The 17,651-nt window shown below is 69.6% G+C and carries 19 protein-coding genes; 16 read left to right on the top strand and 3 right to left on the bottom strand.

The window, feature by feature from the left end; translation table 11 throughout:
- Positions 1-8: 8 nt before the first annotated feature.
- On the bottom strand, positions 9-797 hold the full coding sequence (locus ACIBVQ_RS05825) for an ABC transporter permease (protein WP_399175908.1): 789 nt from the start codon (positions 795-797) through the stop codon (positions 9-11).
- Positions 794-1,585, bottom strand: a complete 792-nt coding sequence (locus ACIBVQ_RS05820) for an ABC transporter permease subunit (protein ID WP_352009537.1) — start codon at positions 1,583-1,585, stop codon at positions 794-796. The genes ACIBVQ_RS05825 and ACIBVQ_RS05820 overlap by 4 nt, the downstream gene beginning before the upstream one ends.
- Before the next feature lie 551 nt (positions 1,586-2,136).
- On the opposite strand from ACIBVQ_RS05820, the gene ACIBVQ_RS05815 reads away from it, so the two are divergent.
- The 16 genes from ACIBVQ_RS05815 (at position 2,137) to ACIBVQ_RS05740 (ending at position 16,085) form a co-directional block, all read left to right on the top strand.
- Entirely contained in the window at positions 2,137-5,253 is a 3,117-nt protein-coding gene (locus ACIBVQ_RS05815) for a nitrate- and nitrite sensing domain-containing protein (protein ID WP_362909740.1), read from the top strand.
- Positions 5,254-5,296: 43 nt separating this feature from the next.
- A complete protein-coding gene (locus ACIBVQ_RS05810; RefSeq protein ID WP_197048434.1) occupies positions 5,297-5,710 on the top strand; it encodes a roadblock/LC7 domain-containing protein in 414 nt (137 codons plus the stop codon).
- 126 nt (positions 5,711-5,836) lie between these two features.
- Entirely contained in the window at positions 5,837-6,193 is a 357-nt protein-coding gene (locus tag ACIBVQ_RS05805; protein WP_352009535.1) for a DUF742 domain-containing protein, read from the top strand.
- Positions 6,174-6,767 (top strand): ATP/GTP-binding protein, encoded by a 594-nt coding sequence (locus ACIBVQ_RS05800; protein ID WP_012888558.1) that lies wholly within the window; start codon positions 6,174-6,176, stop codon positions 6,765-6,767. The genes ACIBVQ_RS05805 and ACIBVQ_RS05800 overlap by 20 nt, the downstream gene beginning before the upstream one ends.
- A gap of 398 nt (positions 6,768-7,165) precedes the next feature.
- A complete protein-coding gene (gene ffh / locus ACIBVQ_RS05795; protein WP_352009534.1) occupies positions 7,166-8,713 on the top strand; it encodes a signal recognition particle protein in 1,548 nt (515 codons plus the stop codon).
- Positions 8,714-9,179: 466 nt separating this feature from the next.
- Entirely contained in the window at positions 9,180-9,632 is a 453-nt protein-coding gene (rpsP, locus tag ACIBVQ_RS05790; protein WP_352009533.1) for a 30S ribosomal protein S16, read from the top strand.
- A 1-nt stretch (position 9,633) separates the two neighbouring features.
- Positions 9,634-9,876, top strand: a complete 243-nt coding sequence (locus tag ACIBVQ_RS05785) for an RNA-binding protein (protein ID WP_184713302.1) — start codon at positions 9,634-9,636, stop codon at positions 9,874-9,876.
- Between the two features lie 135 nt (positions 9,877-10,011).
- The gene (rimM, locus tag ACIBVQ_RS05780; protein ID WP_352009532.1) at positions 10,012-10,527 is read left to right on the top strand and encodes a ribosome maturation factor RimM; all 516 of its coding nucleotides are present in this window, start codon (positions 10,012-10,014) and stop codon (positions 10,525-10,527) included.
- Between the two features lies 1 nt (position 10,528).
- Positions 10,529-11,317: a tRNA (guanosine(37)-N1)-methyltransferase TrmD gene (gene trmD, locus ACIBVQ_RS05775; RefSeq protein ID WP_352009531.1), complete on the top strand. Its 789-nt coding sequence runs from the start codon at positions 10,529-10,531 to the stop codon at positions 11,315-11,317.
- Positions 11,318-11,512: 195 nt separating this feature from the next.
- Positions 11,513-11,866: a 50S ribosomal protein L19 gene (rplS, locus tag ACIBVQ_RS05770; RefSeq protein WP_352009530.1), complete on the top strand. Its 354-nt coding sequence runs from the start codon at positions 11,513-11,515 to the stop codon at positions 11,864-11,866.
- Between the two features lie 153 nt (positions 11,867-12,019).
- A complete protein-coding gene (lepB, locus tag ACIBVQ_RS05765; RefSeq protein WP_362909735.1) occupies positions 12,020-12,910 on the top strand; it encodes a signal peptidase I in 891 nt (296 codons plus the stop codon).
- Positions 12,911-12,919: 9 nt separating this feature from the next.
- Positions 12,920-13,546: a signal peptidase I gene (gene lepB, locus ACIBVQ_RS05760; protein WP_352009528.1), complete on the top strand. Its 627-nt coding sequence runs from the start codon at positions 12,920-12,922 to the stop codon at positions 13,544-13,546.
- Between the two features lie 64 nt (positions 13,547-13,610).
- Positions 13,611-14,297: a ribonuclease HII gene (locus tag ACIBVQ_RS05755; protein WP_352009527.1), complete on the top strand. Its 687-nt coding sequence runs from the start codon at positions 13,611-13,613 to the stop codon at positions 14,295-14,297.
- A gap of 39 nt (positions 14,298-14,336) precedes the next feature.
- Positions 14,337-14,660: a DUF2469 domain-containing protein gene (locus tag ACIBVQ_RS05750; protein ID WP_012888569.1), complete on the top strand. Its 324-nt coding sequence runs from the start codon at positions 14,337-14,339 to the stop codon at positions 14,658-14,660.
- Positions 14,661-14,789: 129 nt separating this feature from the next.
- Positions 14,790-15,305, top strand: a complete 516-nt coding sequence (locus ACIBVQ_RS05745) for a murein hydrolase activator EnvC family protein (protein ID WP_399175901.1) — start codon at positions 14,790-14,792, stop codon at positions 15,303-15,305.
- 381 nt (positions 15,306-15,686) lie between these two features.
- Positions 15,687-16,085 carry a RidA family protein gene (locus ACIBVQ_RS05740; protein WP_399175899.1) on the top strand — a complete coding sequence of 133 codons (399 nt, stop codon included), beginning with the start codon at positions 15,687-15,689 and terminating at the stop codon, positions 16,083-16,085.
- 218 nt (positions 16,086-16,303) lie between these two features.
- Here the strand turns inward: ACIBVQ_RS05740 and dprA are convergent, their stop codons facing one another.
- Entirely contained in the window at positions 16,304-17,278 is a 975-nt protein-coding gene (gene dprA / locus ACIBVQ_RS05735; RefSeq protein WP_399175897.1) for a DNA-processing protein DprA, read from the bottom strand.
- Positions 17,279-17,651: the final 373 nt, after the last annotated feature.

The following is a 17,651-nucleotide window of genomic DNA, read 5'->3' as shown; positions in this document are numbered from 1 at the left end:
GAGGTTCCTCAGGTTGTCTGCTTGGCGGCGCGGTGCCGGGACAGGACCCGTCGCTCGGCGGTGAAGAACGCCAGGTTCAGCACGTAACCGAGCAGGCCGAGCACCACGAGGGAGCCCCACAGGCCGGGTGGGTCGAAGGCGCGCTCCGCGTCACGGAGCTGGAAGCCGATCCCGTTGGTACTGCCCACCAGTTCGGAGACGACCATGAGGATCAGGGCGAGGGAGAGGCTGAGCCGCAGGCCCGCGAAGATCTTCGGGGTCGCGGAGGGCAGGATGACCCGCCAGAGCCGTTGCCGGCGAGAGAATCCGAAGACCCTGGCGGTCTCCACGTGCTGGCGGTCCACGTAACGGGCGCCCTCGACGGTGTTGAGCAGCACCGGCCAGACGACGCCGAACACGATCGTGGTCAGCTGCATCGGGGTGCCGATGCTCATCAGCGGGATCAGCAGCGGCAGGAGCATCGGCGGCGGGACCGCCCGTCCGAAGTGGACGAGCGGATCGACGAAACGCGCCAGGACGACCGAGCGGCCCAGCAGCACGCCGAACACGACGCCGACGACCCCGGCGAGGATCCAGCCGGCGAAGAGCCTGGCCAGGCTGGGTGGGAAGTTGTCCAGGGCGGCGTCGCTCAGCCACAGGCGACCGGGGGGACCGGTGAGCCACAGCTCCCGCATCCTGACCGCGATCGTGGTCGGCGGCGGGAAGAAGGGGTTGTCCGCGGCCCGGGTGCCCACCTCCCACAGCACCAGCGCGACGGGAACCGGCCACAGGCGGACCAGGGCGCGTCGTATGTTCACGAGGCCACCCCCGCCCGTGCGGTGTGCCAGCGGAACAGTCTCCGCTCGGCCCCGATGAACAGGCTGTTCGTCACGACACCGAGGATTCCCGCCCAGACGGTCGCGGCGATGATGAGTTCAAGGCCGTCGGGGCTGCTGCCCGCCTTGAGGACGTAGGCGCCGATGCCGTCCGAGCCGCCGGCGAGCAACTCGGCGCTGACGGCCAGGATGAGCGCGATGCCGCCCGCGAGCCGTACGCCGGTGGCGATGAACGGCGCGGTGCTCGGCAGTGAGACTCGCCACAGTACGGCCAGCGGCCCGAAGCCGAAGCTGCGCAGGGTCTCCTTGGCCACCGGGTCGACGTCCCGCAGGCCGTACATCGTGTTGATCAGGATCGGCCAGCACGAGGCGTAGAAGATCACGGCGATCTTGAGGTCGAGCCGGTCGGGGAAGAGCAGGATCGCCAGCGGGATGAGGGCGACGGAGGGGATCGGGCGGAGGAACTCGATCAGCGGCCGGGCCGTGGCCTCCAGCCTCGGCAGGCTGCCGAGCAGCAGCCCGAGCGGGACCGTGACGGCGACGGTGAGGAGCAGGCCGAGGGTCCAGGCGAGCATGGTGGCCGCCACGTTGGTCAGGAACTCCCCGTCGACGGCGAGTTCGGCGGTCCTGGTCAGGATCGTCGAGGTCAGCGGCAGGACGTCCGGGTCGATCAGGCCCGCCCTGCCCGCGGTCTCGGCCAGGAGCAGCAGCGCCGTGACCCCGAGCGCGCCGCAGAACACCCTGTTGCGCAACAGGGCCCGACCGCTCACCCGACCTGCTCCGCGTGAGACGTCCGGCTGATGGGTCCGAGGCGCATGGGGTCTCCTTAGGGGGCGATTGGCCGTTCGGGCCTGATCCGCCGGAAGCCGTCATGCGATGGAGATGGTCCAAGAAAGCGCAGGATGAGGGGGCTCCCGGCCGTGCAGCAGCGTAGCGGAGGGGGTGTGCTTAATCGCAAGTATTGGCTAATAGGGGTAAATCGGACAAATATGGACTTTTGATGTCGGGTTTTCGGATGGGTCGGTGGCGAATCGGAGCGTTCCAAACTCTCCGGCCGAAGGGGCGATGACATGTTGTGAAAGAGTGGGCGCCGGGGCGGATATCCCCGTATAAATCTGCTCGGGAGGCCCGGTGGGGGTTGCCCGGTTGCAAGCATCTAGTCCCGATTGCCCATAAGTTGCGACTTATGGGCTATTGGCCGAACTGTTCGGGCTATGCTCCAATAACCCTCGCCCCAAGGATGCATCCGCGTCACGTGAAGATCAGATGCATGACAGGATTCCCCTCCAATCAGACAAACGAGGAGAGGTAGCGGAGGCCAGTGAGGACGGCAATCCCCAGTGAACGCGAATCCGGGCTGGTTGCTGCCCAGGTCTTCGGCGAGACGGAGGCGCAGGAGGACGGCGCCAAGGCGGTGAAGGCCACCAAACGCGGGCGGCGTGACAGCACCCGTGAGAACGGCAGCAGGTTCGCGTTCAGGAACTGGCGCGTGCGGTCGCGACTGATCGCACTCATCGTCATCCCCACGACCGCGGCGATCGTCCTCGGCGGGCTGCGCGTGGTCGCCTCGGTCAACAACGCGGCCGAGTACGAGCAGGTCAGGGTGGTCGCAGAGCTCTCGGCCGACCTGAGCGGCCTGGTGCACGGCCTGCAGCTCGAACGCGACCTGGCCGCGAGATACGTGGCCCAGGGCCGTCTCCGTGGCGCCCGCGCCAAACTCGACGACCAGTACGGCGTCGTCGACAAGATCGTCACGGTCGTGCGCGAACGGCTGCGCACCGCCGCGGCCGGTGACTTCGCCTCCCGGGAGCGGGAGGACATCGCGCAGATGAGCACCCGCCTCGACGAGCTCGCCAACGTGCGCAAGACCGTCGTCGGCAGCGCGCTGCCCGCCCAGCCCGTCATCCAGACCTACTCCCAGACGATCGGCGACCTGCTCGCGCTCCACGAGAAGATCGTCCAGGTCGACGCCGACCAGTCCCTCAGCAGCAGCGCGGCGGCCTTCGCCGCCCTGGCCAGGGCCAAGGAACAGGCCTCAAGAGAGCGGGCCGAACTCGCCGTCGCCCTCGCCAACAGGCAGTTCAGCACCGAGGGCCTCGACGAGTTCATCGTCGCCCGCGCCCAGCGCGACAGCGAACTGGCCGCCTTCAGGGGCGAGGCCTCGCTGGACCAGCGCCAGTTCTACGACGACACCGTCAGCGGCCAGAAGGTCGACCGAGCCGAGTTCATCCGCCTCAGGTCCCTCGTCCTGGCCACCGCCAACGCCCCCCTCGTCGGCGTCAGCGCGACCGGCACCGGCGCGGGCGACCAGACCCAGTGGTTCGACGCCTCCAGCGTCATCATCGACAAGATGCGCACGGTCGAGAAGGCCGTCGCCGACTCGGTCATCACGCAGAGCCGCACCCTCCAGGAGGCCGAGCAGCAGGGCGCGGTGATCGCCGGAGGCGCCAGCGGCCTGCTGCTCCTGCTGGTCCTCATCGTCACCACGATCATGGCGCGCTCGCTGGTCAGGCCGCTGCGCAGGCTCCGCACCGAGGCCCTGTCCGTCGCCGAGCAGCGCCTGCCGGAGACCGTCCAGTCGCTGCGCGAGAGCGGTGACGCCGACTCGGTCAAGGTCCAGCCCATCGGCGTCAACTCCGACGACGAGATAGGTGAGGTCGCGCGCGCCTTCGACGAGGTCCACCGCGAGGCCGTACGGCTCGCGGGCCAGGAGGCCACGCTGCGCAGCAACGTCAACGCGATGTTCGTCAACCTCTCCCGCCGCAGCCAGACCCTGGTCGAACGCCAGCTGTCCCTGATCGAGAGCCTGGAGCAGGGCGAACAGGACGAGCACCGTCTCGGCAACCTGTTCCGCCTCGACCACCTCGCCACCCGCATGCGCCGCAACAGCGAGAACCTGCTGGTCCTCGCGGGTCAGGAACCCGCCCGCAGGTGGAGCCAGCCGATCCCGCTCATCGACGTCGTGCGCGCCTCGCTGTCCGAGGTCGAGAACTACGAGCGGGTGGCCCTGCACCTGTCGGCGGGCGTCTCCGTCGTCGGCACCTCCGTCAACGACGTCGTGCACCTCATCGCCGAGCTGGTGGAGAACGCGATCTCCTTCTCTCCCAAGGAGACGAAGGTCGTCGTGTCCAGCAACCGGATCGACGGCGGTGGCGTGATGGTCTCGGTCGCCGACGTCGGCATCGGCATGACCGCCGACGAGCTCACCCAGGCGAACTGGCGTCTGGCCAACCCGCCCGTGGTCGACGTCTCGGTCTCCCGCAGAATGGGCCTGTTCGTGGTCGGCCGCCTGGCCCTGCGCCACGGCATCCGCGTCCAGCTCAGGCAGCAGGACAGCGGCGGCCTGACCGCCATGGTGCTGATCCCGGAGAACCTGCTCTCCGACGCGGACTCCCGTCAGGCGCCGGTCACCAACGGCGGCGGCGACTGGTCGGCGGCCATGGGCCCGCAGGAGCGGGCGGTGATGGACCGCCCGCCGCTGCTGGCCAGCCCGACCCTCGACCCCACCCAGTCGGCCTTCACCTCCTTCGACGTCACCCAGAGCCCCTTCGACCAGTTCGACGTACGGCAGCAGCTCGCCTCCTTCGAGGCGCCGAACAGCCCCGCCGGGATCGACCACTTCAGCCAGTCGCCCTTCGACAGCGTGTGGTCCGGCCAGGTGCCGCAGCAGGGAGGCGGCCCGAGCTGGTCGAACCTCTCCTCGGACGCGACCGGCTGGTCCGGCTCCCCGCGCCCGGGTGAGCCCGGCGGGCCGGGAGGCTGGCCGATCGCCTCCCAGCCGGACACGAGCGTGTGGCCGGACGCGCCCGCGCGCGGCGACTCGGGCATCTGGAGCAGCACCCCCGCCAAGGAGAACGACGGCTCCTGGCCCGGCCCGCCCGGCCAGAACGGACGTCTCTTCGACAGCAGCGTGTTCGAGCCCTCGGACAACACGGGCCCGCTGCCCGTCGTTCCCGAGCCCTCGCTCATGGAGGAGGCGAAGGAGGAGTTCCTGCCGATCTTCGCCGCCGTCGAGTCCGACTGGTTCAAGAAGGTCGAGCCCACTCCCGAGAAGCCGGAGAAGGTGGAGGAGCCCGGGGCCGTCGTCCCGCCCCCCGTGGCCCCGCCCTCCGACGTCTGGTCCTCGCCCGCCGACGCGGGCTGGCAGGCGGCGCGGGCGGCCAGTGAGCCGACCCTCGGCGGGATGACCGGAGCCGGGCTGCCCAAGCGGGTGCCCAAGGCGAACCTGGTTCCCGGTACGGCCGCGCCCGGCTCGGCCGCGGCCCCCCAGACCCCCGCGTTCAGGCCTTCCGTCTCCCCTGAAGCGGTACGCAACCGCCTGGCGAGCTTCCAGCAAGGAGTACGGCAGGGCCGCGCGGTCGCCAGGGGCGAAGTCGGTGAGGGACAGCCCTATCCCGACTTCAGCCGTGACGTTGAAGGAAACGAGGAAGACCGGTGAGCGAGCTCGCCCCGGTCGCCAAGGAGGATGACACGTGCGCGAAATGAGCCAGGCCGCCCGGGGGGTCAACTGGCTGATCACCGACTTCGTGAACAACGTCCCAGGCGTTGCCCACACGGTCGTTGTGTCGGCCGACGGCCTGCCGTTGGCGTATTCCGATGGATTCCCCAGGGACAGGGCCGACCAGCTCGCGGCGGTCGCCGCCGGGCTGATCAGCCTGACCCAAGGCGCCTCCAGGGTCTTCGAGGGCGGAGCGGTCACCCAGACCGTGGTCGAGATGCAGCGAGGACTGCTGCTCATCATGTCGATCAGCGACGGCTCCTGCCTGGCCGTACTGGCCGCGGCCGACTGCGACATGGGTCTCGTGGCCTACCAGATGACCCTGCTTGTCGAACGAGCGGGCCAGGTGTTGACACCGGCGGTCCGCGCCGAACTCCAGGCCTCACACCCCCGGTGATGGCGACGACCATAGGAGGATGCCGTGGCAGGCCGCGGCTGGCCCGGTGAGGGGGACCCGCTAGGCGGGCCTCCCTACCAGTCCATGGACGACCCCCACCGGCAACAGGGTGGTCCTTCACATCTCATGCAACCGGCGCCCGTGGAGCAGAGCTCCCTGGTCAGGCCGTACGCCGTCACCGGAGGGCGAACCGCCCCCCGGACCCAGCTCGCCATGGAGGCCCTGGTCTCCTCGGCGACGTCCGCGCACCACGATCTGTCCAACCGCACGCCGGAGTACCAGGCCATCAGTGCCCTGTGCCGGCAAGTGCGCTCGGTCGCCGAGATCTCCGCGATGCTCCGCATCCCGCTCGGCGTCACCCGGATCCTGGTCGCGGACATGGCGGCTGAGGGACTGGTCCAGCTGCACCAGCCGCAACTGGACGCGGGCAAGCCGGATCTCAACCTGCTGGAAAGGGTGCTCAGTGGACTTCGCAGGCTCTAGCCGCGGCGGCGGCCTGACATCGACGAAGATCGTCGTCGCCGGTGGCTTCGGTGTGGGCAAGACCACGTTCGTGGGAGCGGTCTCCGAGATCCTGCCGCTGACCACGGAGGCGGTGATGACCGACGCCAGCGCCGGCATCGACGACCTCGGCCTCACCCCGAACAAGACGACGACCACGGTCGCGATGGACTTCGGGCGCGTCTCCCTGGACCGGGACCTGATCCTGTACCTGTTCGGCACGCCGGGCCAGCACCGGTTCTGGTTCATGTGGGACGACCTCGTGCGCGGCGCCATCGGCGCCATCGTGCTCGTCGACACCCGGCGGCTGGCCGACAGCTTCCCGGCGATCGACTACTTCGAGGAGGCCAAGCTCCCCTTCGTCGTCGCGGTCAACGGCTGGGACGGGACCTACCTGCACGGCGAGGAGGAGGTGCGCGAGGCGCTCACGCTGGCGCCGCACATCCCGATCTCGCGCACCGACGCGCGCTCCAGGGACGCGGTGAAGGCCACGCTCATCACACTGGTCGAGCACGCCCTCACCATGCGGATGGCCGTCCCCGGCTGGGGCCGCTGAGACAGTCCCGCCCGGCCGGGGCGCCCGGGACCCGAACCGCGACCGGCGGTCCCGGCGTCTCGTCATGTCCACTGTGTGTCACCGTGTGCCCACGGTACGCACACCGCGTGTCCATCGTGCGCCCGCTGTGTGCCCGCGGCCGTCGTGCCGTGCCCGGGTGACCCCTCAGGGACGTCCCGGCCCCGGACGTCCCGGCGTCCGTGCCTCCTGCCCGGTTCCGCGAGAGCGGGCGCGGTCTCCCGCGGGACCGGGCAGGGGGCACGGACGTACCGTCGCCGCCCGCGCGACCGGTACGTCGCGGGCATACCACCGTCTCGCGAGGGCGTGTTCCGCCCTCTCCAGCGGATAGGCTGGGATGTCGAGTCGCAGACCCGAGAGCGCAGAGGCTGGCCAATCACGTGTTCGAGACGCTTTCCGACCGGCTGACATCGGTCTTCTCCTCCCTTCGTTCCAAGGGGCGCCTGTCCGAGGCCGACATCGACGCGACCTGCCGCGAGATCCGCATCGCGCTGCTTGAGGCCGACGTCGCGCTGCCGGTGGTCAGGACGTTCGTGGCCCAGGTCAAGGAACGGGCCAGGGGCGCCGAGGTGTCCCAGGCGCTGAACCCGGCGCAGCAGGTCGTCAAGATCGTCAACGACGAGCTGGTCGAGATCCTGGGTGGCGAGACCCGGCGGCTTCGCTACGCGAAGAACCCGCCGACCGTCATCATGCTCGCGGGTCTCCAGGGCGCCGGTAAGACCACCCTGGCCGGCAAGCTCGCCCGCTGGCTGCGTGAGCAGAACCACACGCCGCTGCTGGTCGCCGCCGACCTGCAGCGCCCCAACGCGGTCCAGCAGCTCTCGGTCGTCGCCGAGCGCGCGGGCGTGGCGGTCTACGCCCCCGAGCCCGGCAACGGCGTCGGCGACCCGATCGCCGTGGCCCGCCAGTCGGTCGAGCACGCCAGGCGCCAGCAGCACGACATCGTCATCATCGACACCGCGGGCCGCCTGGGCATCGACCAGGAGCTGATGAAGCAGGCCGCCGACATCCGCGACGCGGTCTCCCCGGACGAGGTCCTGTTCGTCGTCGACGCCATGATCGGTCAGGACGCGGTCTCCACCGCCCAGGCCTTCATGGAGGGCGTCGGCTTCGACGGCGTCGTGCTCACCAAGCTCGACGGCGACGCCCGGGGCGGTGCCGCCCTCTCGGTGCGTCACATCACCGGCAAGCCGATCATGTTCGCCTCGACGGGTGAGAAGCTTGAGGACTTCGACGCCTTCCACCCGGACCGGATGGCCTCCCGCATTCTCGACATGGGTGACATCCTCACCCTGATCGAGCAGGCGCAGAAGACCTTCGACGAGCAGGAAGCCGCCAAGATGGCGGGCAAGCTCACCTCCGGCGAGGGCTTCACGCTCGAAGACTTCCTTGAGCAGATGATGATGGTCCGCAAGATGGGCCCCATCAAGAACCTGCTCGGCATGATGCCCGGCATGGGGCAGATGCGTGACCAGATCAACCAGGTCGACGACCGTGACCTGGACCGCGTCGCCGCCATCATCCGCTCGATGACCCCGGGCGAGCGCCAGAACCCCAAGATGATCGACGGCTCCCGCCGCGCCCGCATCGCCAAGGGCTCCGGCGTCAGCGTGACCGAGGTCAACAACCTGGTCGTCCGGTTCTTCGACGCGCAGAAGATGATGAAGCGCATGGCGGGCGGCCTGGGCATCCCCGGCATGCCGGGCGGGCGCAAGAACAAGGGCGCGCAGAAGAAGGCCGCCAAGGGTCGCAGGGTCAGCGGCGACCCGCGCAAGGCCGCACTCGGCAAGAACGCCTCCGCCGCGGCCCCCGACGCCCCCGGCGCGGGCGGCGCCCTCGGCAGGCTCGGAGCCGGTCAGCTTCCTCCCGGCCTTGAGCTCCCGCCGGGCTTCGACCCCTCGAAGTTCAAGCTTCCCGGCCAGAAGTGACCGGAGACGACCGGTTCCATCGGCGGGCCAGATGGATCTGGGTGGCCATCATGGTCGGATTCATCATCATGACGGCCCTCGAACTGCTGGGGGTGCGCCCCCGGTGAACGTCCTCTCCCGGCCTCGGGCGGGGGAGGACGGCGCTCCTTCCGGCTGAAACGGGTCCGAGGACGGCCGCCTCGCCCATGGCGGGGTTCTCGTGGTGGCCGCCCGGCGTCGCGAAGCGGGCCGCACGCCCACCGCGCACGCGGATTACCGAGATTTGCCGTCCGCGTGCCGTGCGGGATGGGGCGTCGTTGGTCGGGCACCTCTGTGCGTCTGGCAGAATGACATGTTGGAACATCGTGGTCACGTGGGTGCCCTCTCACCCCCGCGTGCCGCGCCTGTCCCCTGAACGGTCCTCTCCTCGTACCCCACTCGATGAGACGCCGCTCACCCACGCTCTAATGCAGGAGAGACCACACCCGTGGCAGTCAAGATCAAGCTCAAGCGGCTCGGCATGATCCGCAACCCGCAGTACCGCATCGTCGTCGCCGACAGCCGCACCAAGCGTGACGGCCGGGCGATCGAGGAGATCGGTCTGTACCACCCGAAGGAGAACCCTTCGCGCATCGAGGTCAACGCTGAGCGTGCGGCCTACTGGCTGGGTGTCGGCGCGCAGCCGACCGAGCCCGTGCTGAAGCTCCTCAAGCTCACCGGCGACTGGCAGAAGTTCAAGGGCGAGGCTGCTCCGGCTCCGCTCAAGGTGGCCGAGCCCAAGGCCGACCGCCACGCCCTCTACGAGGCCGCGGCCAAGGAGGCGCTGTCCCTGGACAACGCCACCACGCCGAGGAAGTCCGCCAAGAAGGCGAAGGCCGACGAGCCTGCCGCCGAGGCCCAGGAAACGGCCGCGGAGGAGAAGCCGGAAGGCGAGGCCTGAGGTGCTTGAGGAGGCCCTCGAGCACCTGGTGAAGGGCATCGTCGAACATCCCGACGAGGTCCAGGTTCACGCGCGCCGCATCCGCAGCGGTCGTGTGCTTGAGGTCCGGGTCCACCCCGAGGACCTCGGCAAGGTCATCGGCCGTGGCGGCCGTACGGCCAAGGCGCTCCGCACCGTGGTGAACGCCCTGGGCGACGGCAAGTACATCCGGGTCGACCTGCTCGACCTGAACGAGGCCCGTTAGAGGTCCCTCTCCCCGGGCGTTCCGGTCCGGGGAACGGGGTCAGGCACCCACATGAGATCCACCGGCGAACGGGTCACCCACCCAGTGTGGGTGGCCCGTTCGTCTTCTCACACACCACTATCTCGGGAGGCGGGCGTGCAGCTTGTCGTAGGCCGGATCGGCCGTCCCCACGGACTTCGCGGCGAGGTGTCCGTCGAGGTGCGCACCGACGACCCGGAGCGGCGCTTCGCTCCCGGGGCCGCCATCGCCACCGACCCCGCCGCCGCGGGCCCGCTCGTCGTCCGGTCGAGCCGCAACCACGCCGGGGTCCTGCTGGTCAGGTTCGAGGGCGTCGACGACCGTGACCGGGCCGAGGGGCTCAGGGGCACCATGCTCGTCATCGACTCGGCGGACATCCCGCCCTCCGACGACCCGGACGAGTTCCACGACCACCAGCTCATCGGCCTGACCGTGCTCACCCCCGACGGGGAGCGCGCCGGTGAGGTGTCCGACGTGCTCCACCACGGGCAGGACCTGCTCGTGGTGCGCAGGCAGGGCAGGGAGGTCTACGTGCCGTTCGTCAAGGCGCTGGTGCCCGTGGTCGACCTGGAGAAGGGGCACCTCGTCGTGGACGCGCCCGCGGGCCTGCTCGACCCGGACGAGGCCGTCTGACATGCGCGTCGACATCATCTCGATCTTCCCCGAGTACTTCGCGCCGCTCGGCGTCTCCCTCATCGGCAAGGCGCGTGAGCGCGGCATCCTGGACGTGCGCCTGCACCAGCTGCGCGACTGGGCCCACGACGTCCACCGCACCGTGGACGACACCCCCTACGGCGGCGGCCCCGGCATGGTCATGAAGCCCGACCCGTGGGGCGAGGCCATCGACGCCGTCCTCTCGACCGGCCAGGACGCGCCCGCCCGGATCATCGTGCCGACCCCGAGCGGCGTGCCCTTCACCCAGCGGCTCGCGATGGAGTACGCCGCCGAGCCGTGGCTGCTGTTCACCCCCGCCCGCTACGAGGGCATCGACTCCCGCGTCATGGCCGAGTACGGCACGCGGACGCGGGTCGACGAGGTCAGCGTCGGCGACTACGTGCTGGCCGGTGGTGAGGCCGCGGTGCTGGTGATGGTCGAGGCCGTGGGACGGCTGCTGCCCGGGGTGCTCGGCAACGCCTGCTCCGCCGTGGACGACTCGTTCGCGCCGGGGGCGATGGAGAACCTCCTAGAGGGGCCCGTCTACACCAAGCCCCCCGAGTGGCGGGGACACGAGGTCCCCGAGATCCTGCTGTCCGGGCACCACGGCCGGATCGCCAGGTGGCGGCGGGACGAGGCGCTGCGCCGTACCGCGAGAAACCGGCCCGAGCTGCTGGCCGCGCTCGACCCGCGGGGCCTGGACAAGCACGACCTGAAGCTCCTGGCGGAGCTGGGACAGCCCGCTCAGGAGGGCGACCACCCGGTCTGACGTGCTGATTTCCGGTCGGTCGGAGAAATATGGCAAACTGAAGCGTTGCCGCTTGCTGTCCACGGGTTGGCGCGCGCAACCGGGCGGACGGCCCGGTTCCCAGACACATCCAATTCAGCACGTGTGTCCATCGCGATGCCGCCCGCCGCGGCCGGATGAACCTCCACGTGCTCATCTAGACGAGGTACCACTGTCATGCACACGCTGATCAGCGAGATCGAGAAGGCCTCGCTCCGTTCCGACATCCCGGCCTTCCGCCCCGGCGACACGCTTGAGGTTCACGTACGGGTCATCGAGGGCAACCGGTCCCGTATCCAGGTGTTCAAGGGCTTCGTCCTGCGCCGCCAGGGCGGTGGCTCCCGTGAGACCTTCACCGTGCGCAAGGTCAGCTACAGCGTCGGCGTCGAGCGCACCTTCCCGGTGAACAGCCCGGTCATCGAGAAGATCGTCGTGGTGACCCGTGGTGACGTCCGCCGCGCCAAGCTCTACTACATGCGCGACCTGCGCGGCAAGGCCGCCCGCATCAAGGAGAAGCGCGAGGCTCGCTGACGCGCCCGCATTCGAACGTTCTGGCCCGCTCCGCCGTCGGTGGTGCGGGCCATTCGCATGCAGGAGGGTTTGACCTCCTATGGCGGACCCATAGCTGTCAGGTAACCCGGCGGGCGGCTGACCGGCGCTTTCCATCATCTAGGCTCGTCACCGATGACTAGCGAAGACCGGGAGTCCGGCGCAGCCTCGCGTCGACCTGTCGAGGACGAGGTGGGCGTGATCGCCGGAGAGACCCAGACGAACGCCGAGGGCGGCCGGGACGAGCGGGCCGATGGCGAGGGCAAGAAGAAGGGGGCCTTCTGGAAGGAACTCCCCGTCCTGATCGTCGTCGCGCTGGTGCTCGCGCTCGTCATCAAGACCTTCGTGGTCCAGGCGTTCTACATCCCGTCCGAGTCCATGGAGAACACCCTCCTGGTCAACGACCGTGTCCTGGTGAACAAGCTCGTCTACCGGGTCCGCGACATCGAACGCGGTGACGTGGTGGTCTTCTCCGGCGTCGACTCCTGGGACAGCGAGGTGAACATCGAGGAGCCGGCCAACCCCGTGGTCGCCTTCTTCAGGTGGGCCGGTTCCGCCTTCGGCGTCGTCCCGGGCGAGAAGGACTACATCAAGCGGGTCATCGGAGTGCCCGGTGACACGGTGAAGTGCTGTGACGCCCAGGGGCGGGTCACGGTGAACGGGGTGCCGCTCGACGAGAAGGCCTACCTCTATCCCGGCAACGTCCCCTCCGACAGGACCTTCAGCGTTAAGGTCCCGCCGGGCCGCCTGTGGGTGATGGGCGACCACCGCTCCGTCTCCCTGGACTCCCGCCTGCACATGGGTGACCCCGGCGGCGGGAGCATCCCCATCGACAAGGTCATCGGCCGGGCCTTCGTGATCGTGTGGCCCTTCTCAAGGGCCGAGATCATCCCCATCCCCAGCACCTTCAACCAGCCGGCCCTCAAGGCCGCCGTAGCGGCGGGGGAGGCAGTCCCCTTCGTGGCCGGTTTCGCGGGGGCCGTGCCCCTGGTGCTGTGGCGGCGCCGCCGGCGTTCGAGGCGGTAGCCGTACCCCATGACCGTGGAACCCGAGAACAGGCCCGTCACCCCCGAGGACGAGCCCTCCCCCCAGCCTGAGAAGAAGGGCTCGAAGAGGAAGAGCCTGATCGAGTCGGCGCTCCTGCTGCTGGGCGGCGTGCTCGTGGCGCTGCTGCTGCGCCTGATCGTCCTCGACTCCTTCGCCATTCCGTCGGAGTCGATGGAGAACACCCTGATCAACGGAGACCGGGTGTTCGTCAACAAGCTGTCCGGCACGCCCGATCGTGGCGACGTCGTCGTCTTCAAGGGCTGGGACGGCGAGGACACCATCAAACGGGTCATCGCGGTCGGCGGCGACACGGTGAAGTGCTGTGACGCCCAGGGGCGGATCACGGTGAACGGGGTGCCGCTCGACGAGAAGGCCTACCTCCACCCCGACGACTTCCCCTCGGGTGAGAAGTTCGAGAAGGTCGTGCCCAAGGGGCGGCTGTGGGTCATGGGAGACCACCGTTCGGCCTCCGCCGACTCCCGGACGCACGAGGAGCAGGAGGGAGAGGGCACGATCTCGGAGAAGGCGGTCATCGGCCGGGCCTTCGCGATCTACTGGCCGTTCTCCAGGGTAGGACTGCTCTCCACGCCGGAGACCTTCACCAAGCTGAGATAGCGGTACCGAATGGTCCGGATGGGGCGTACTCTCTGCTCATGGTCGCTATGTCTGCCGTGGTGCGATGACGATTGCGTTCCGTCCCACGCCTAGCGTGGTCCGGCGCGACTCAGGCCTGTACGGCTATGAGCGGGCTCTGGCACGCCGTGGCCTGGGCCCGGTGGCCGGGGTCGACGAGGCGGGCCGGGGAGCCTGCGCGGGACCCCTGGTGATCGCGGCGGTCGTCCTCGGGCGCAGGATCGAGGGGCTCGGCGACTCCAAGACGCTCACGGCCTCCCGGCGGGAGGCGCTGTACGACCGGATCATGATGACGGCCAGGACGTTCAGCGTGGTGACGATCTCTCCGAAGGAGATCGACAGGCGCGGCCTGCACAAGTCGAACATCGAGGGAATGCGCCGTGCCGTCGCGCGGCTTTCCTTCCATCCCGGCTACGTGCTCACCGACGGCTTCCCCGTCCCCGGCCTGCCGGTTCCCTCGCTGGGTGTCTGGAAGGGGGACCAGGTCGCCGCCTGTGTGGCGGCGGCGTCGATCGTGGCGAAGGTGACGCGAGACAGAATGATGATCGCGCTCCACGAACGCCATCCCGTGTACGGCTTCGCGGAGCACAAGGGGTATGGCACCGTGGATCATCGCAGAGCACTGGAGATGTACGGTCCGTGCCCCGACCACCGTTTCTCGTTCGCGACGGTGGCGAGGTCCAGGCCGGGTGAGGTGATGGGTGAAAATGAAATGGGGGCCGGTGTCGTCTGATCAGACGGCCCGGGAAGGGCGTGCGACAGGAGGACCGGTATGAGCGCAGAGGATCTCGAAAAATACGAGACCGAGATGGAGCTGCAGCTTTACCGTGAGTACCGCGACGTCGTCGGTCTGTTCACCTACGTGGTCGAGACCGAGCGGCGCTTCTACCTCACGAACTCGGTCGATCTGGACGTCCGTACCGCCGAGAACGGTGACGTGTTCTTCGACGTGAAGATGCAGGACGCCTGGGTCTGGGACATGTATCGGCCCGCGAGGTTCGTCAAGAACGTCCGCGTGGTCACCTTCAAGGACGTCAACGTCGAGGAACTCGCCAAGCCCGACCTGGAGATGCCCAAGGAGGGCTTCTCGAACTGAGCCCGTTTGCGCCCTCCCGGTGTCTTTCGCCGGGATCTCCTCCGACGTCCTCCGCTCCGGGGGACGTCGGCTGTCCACAGAACGCCGTTCGGTCCGTCGTCTCCGGCTGGGAACGCGCATCCTCGATGCGTGAGATCCTTCCTCGTCATCCTGCTGGTGGTGCCGCTGTTCGCCCTCCCGGCGGCCGGGGGCACCCGCGGCGCGTCCCCTGACACCGTCTCCGCCCGGTGGGGCCGGCCGCTCGTGGGGCGTCCCGTCGTGCTCAGGGGGTTCGACCCTCCGGCCCGGCCGTGGCTGGCCGGCCATCGGGGGGTCGACCTCGCCACGACCCCCGGTGCGGAGGTGTACGCGGCCGGTGCGGGGACGATCGGTTACGCGGGGCCGCTCGCCGGACGGGCGGTGGTGACGGTGCTTCACCCCGGCGGCCTGCGGACGACCTACCTTCCCGTCCGCCCCTCGGTACGGCGTGGCCAGCGGGTGAGCCGGGGCGAGGTCATCGGCGTCGTCCAGGACGTTCCCGGCCACTGTCGTACGGCCTGCCTGCACTGGGGTCTGTTACGGGACCACTCATACCTCGACCCGCTCCTCCTGCTGGGACAGGGACGGGTCAGGCTGCTCCCGGTCTGGCCCGTGGGACCCCGGTGATCCGGTGCCCGGTCGGCCGGAGGATCACCCGTGCCCGGCGGCCGTGGAGGCAACGGGCCGCCCATGTCCGCAAGGGGCGAGGTCAACGGGCCGCCTCGGCTTCGACGGTCAGCGGGGTGCGGTGGGGTCATCCGGGCTTGACGGATGCCGGATATGACGGGGGTGCGGCGCGGGAAAACCCGGATGACACCGGAGCCGGAGACGGCGATCATCATGCCAGGGCGCCAGGAGACCGGCATGGCGGGAAACCGGTGCCTCAGGAGGCCGGGGTTCCGTTCTGGAACAGCGTCGTCAGAAGACCGGTATGTTGGGAAGCCCGTCTGCCGGGAGGCCAACGTGCGGGGAGACCGGTGCGTGGGGCAGCCAAGCGTCAGGAGTGTGATGATCCATCGGATGACCGTCGCGGGGCTGTTCCCGCCCCCGGACTACGCGCACGCGGTCGTGGTCGAGGCCGGTCAGCGGCTGGCCTTCATGGCCGGTGCCGTCCCGCTGGACGGTGACGGCGGCCTTGTCGGGGCCGGTGATCCGGTCGCGCAGACCCGGCAGGTGCTGGCCAATCTGCGGACCGCGTTGCAGGCGGCGGGCAGCGACCTGAGCCATGTGCTGTCCAGCACCGTTTACGTGGTGGCGGACATCCCCGAACCCCTCGGCCGGGTGTGGCAGGTCGTGCGTGAGTCCGGCCTCGCGGAGGGCCCGCACACCTCGACCCTGCTGGGCGTCTCGTGCCTGGGATACACCGGCCAACTCGTGGAGATCACCGCCGTGGCCGCGATTCCCTGAGCGCGGCCTCCCGGGCAGGACGTCCGGAAAGTGACGGGAGGCGATGGAGGTCGGGGGCGACGGCGTCGAGAGACCCGGTGGGGGCGAATACGACGCCGGCATACGACAGCCATGGCTCGCCTTTCGCTGGTTTCGTCCGGGTTCCCGGTAGGGCCTCCTTGGCCTCGTGACGCGTTTCGCGCCGATCCCCCAAAGCCCCTCGTCGCGGCGAGAGGGAGTCAGCCTCCCGGTGATCTGTTCGGGCGCAACCGCCAGCCTTTCGCGACACGTTCCACGTATCCGGCGGCGGCCAGGCCGCCCAGGCAGGACAGCACGGTCTCCAGATCGACGCCCGCGGCCGTCGCTATCACGGCCGGGCCGGCTCCCGTACGGGCGGGGATGACCTCCAGGACCTGACGGGTCTCCGGGTCCAGCCGGTCACGGGGGAGCACGGGCCCCCGGACCTCGGGGGCGAGATCGTCTCCCATCACCCCGACGAGCTCGATCATCTCCGCCGGGGTGGTGACACAGACCGCGGCCCCCTGACGGATCAGCCGATGACACCCGGCCGACATCTCCGACGTCACGGGCCCGGGGACGGCGGCCACGACGCGGTTCAGCGAGGTCGCGTGTCCGGCGGTGTTCAGCGCCCCGCTGCGCACGGCCGCCTCGATCACCAGGCTTCCCCGTGACAGCGCCGCGATGAGACGGTTGCGGATCAGGAAGCGTGGCCGGGTGGGGCGGGCGCCCATCGGGCACTCGCTCACCAGGAGCCCCTGCGACCGCACGGCCGCGAACAGGTCGTGGTGCGCGCTGGGATAGGCGACGTCGGTGCCGCAGGCCAGGACCACGACGGTCGGCGCCCCGCTTTCGAGAGCGCCGCGATGAGCCGCCCCGTCTATGCCGTAGGCGCCCCCGGAGACGATGCTCCAGCCGCGCTCGCCGAGTTCGGCGCCGAACTCCGCGGCCATGTGCGTGCCGTACGGCGTGGCCGCCCTGGAGCCGACGACGGCGACGGAACGCAGGCAGGAGAAGCGGAGGTCCGCCTCCCCGTTGAGCCACAGGCCGTACGGTGCGCGCTCCTGGAGGTCGTTCAGCTGGGTCGGCCATTCGGGATCTCCCGGAACCACCAGTCTGGCCCCGAGCCGTTCTCCCGAGGCCAGGTCCCGGGTGGGATCGGCTGCTTCGAGGCGGGCCGCCCATGAGGAGAACATCCGGCCGAGCCGTTCAACGGCCCGTTCGCCGCCCGCACGGGACGAGGAACCGTGACGCCGGATCGGCGAACCCCCGGACGCGGTGAGATCACCGGGGGAGCGGCCGTCATGAGAGCCCCCCGGAACACCCGGATGGTCGCCCCCGGCGTGGGCGCCGCACGCGCCGGAAACGCTCCGGAGGTCGTGTTCTCCCGTGCCCACCCCAGGAACATCATCCGGCCCCGGACGGACACGATCACCCCTCGCCCGGTCCAGCGACACCTGACCGGCTCGCCTCCCAGGAGCGCTGTCATGGCCGTCCGGCAGAGTGGCGCACACCCCGTGGGAGCTCTCCGGGCTGAGAGGAACGCCAGCAGCCCGGCTCTCCGGCCCC

It is taken from the genome of Streptosporangium sp. NPDC049376 (assembly GCF_044466505.1).
GTDB lineage: Bacteria > Actinomycetota > Actinomycetes > Streptosporangiales > Streptosporangiaceae > Streptosporangium.
The sequence above is the reverse complement of the archived record's forward strand: the minus strand, read 5'-3'. Positions and strand labels throughout refer to the sequence as shown.

Bases quoted from the DNA above. Each gene is read 5' to 3' on its own strand.
- ACIBVQ_RS05755 (WP_352009527.1), top strand. From the start codon at position 13,611: ATGACGATTGCGTTCCGTCCCACGCCTAGCGTGGTCCGGCGCGACTCA.
- trmD (WP_352009531.1), top strand. From the start codon at position 10,529: ATGCGCGTCGACATCATCTCGATCTTCCCCGAGTACTTCGCGCCGCTC.
- rplS (WP_352009530.1), top strand. From the start codon at position 11,513: ATGCACACGCTGATCAGCGAGATCGAGAAGGCCTCGCTCCGTTCCGAC.
- dprA (WP_399175897.1), bottom strand. From the start codon at position 17,278: ATGTTCTCCTCATGGGCGGCCCGCCTCGAAGCAGCCGATCCCACCCGG.
- ACIBVQ_RS05750 (WP_012888569.1), top strand. From the start codon at position 14,337: ATGAGCGCAGAGGATCTCGAAAAATACGAGACCGAGATGGAGCTGCAG.
- lepB (WP_362909735.1), top strand. From the start codon at position 12,020: ATGACTAGCGAAGACCGGGAGTCCGGCGCAGCCTCGCGTCGACCTGTC.
- ACIBVQ_RS05740 (WP_399175899.1), top strand. From the start codon at position 15,687: ATGATCCATCGGATGACCGTCGCGGGGCTGTTCCCGCCCCCGGACTAC.
- ACIBVQ_RS05810 (WP_197048434.1), top strand. From the start codon at position 5,297: ATGAGCCAGGCCGCCCGGGGGGTCAACTGGCTGATCACCGACTTCGTG.
- ACIBVQ_RS05805 (WP_352009535.1), top strand. From the start codon at position 5,837: ATGCAACCGGCGCCCGTGGAGCAGAGCTCCCTGGTCAGGCCGTACGCC.
- lepB (WP_352009528.1), top strand. From the start codon at position 12,920: ATGACCGTGGAACCCGAGAACAGGCCCGTCACCCCCGAGGACGAGCCC.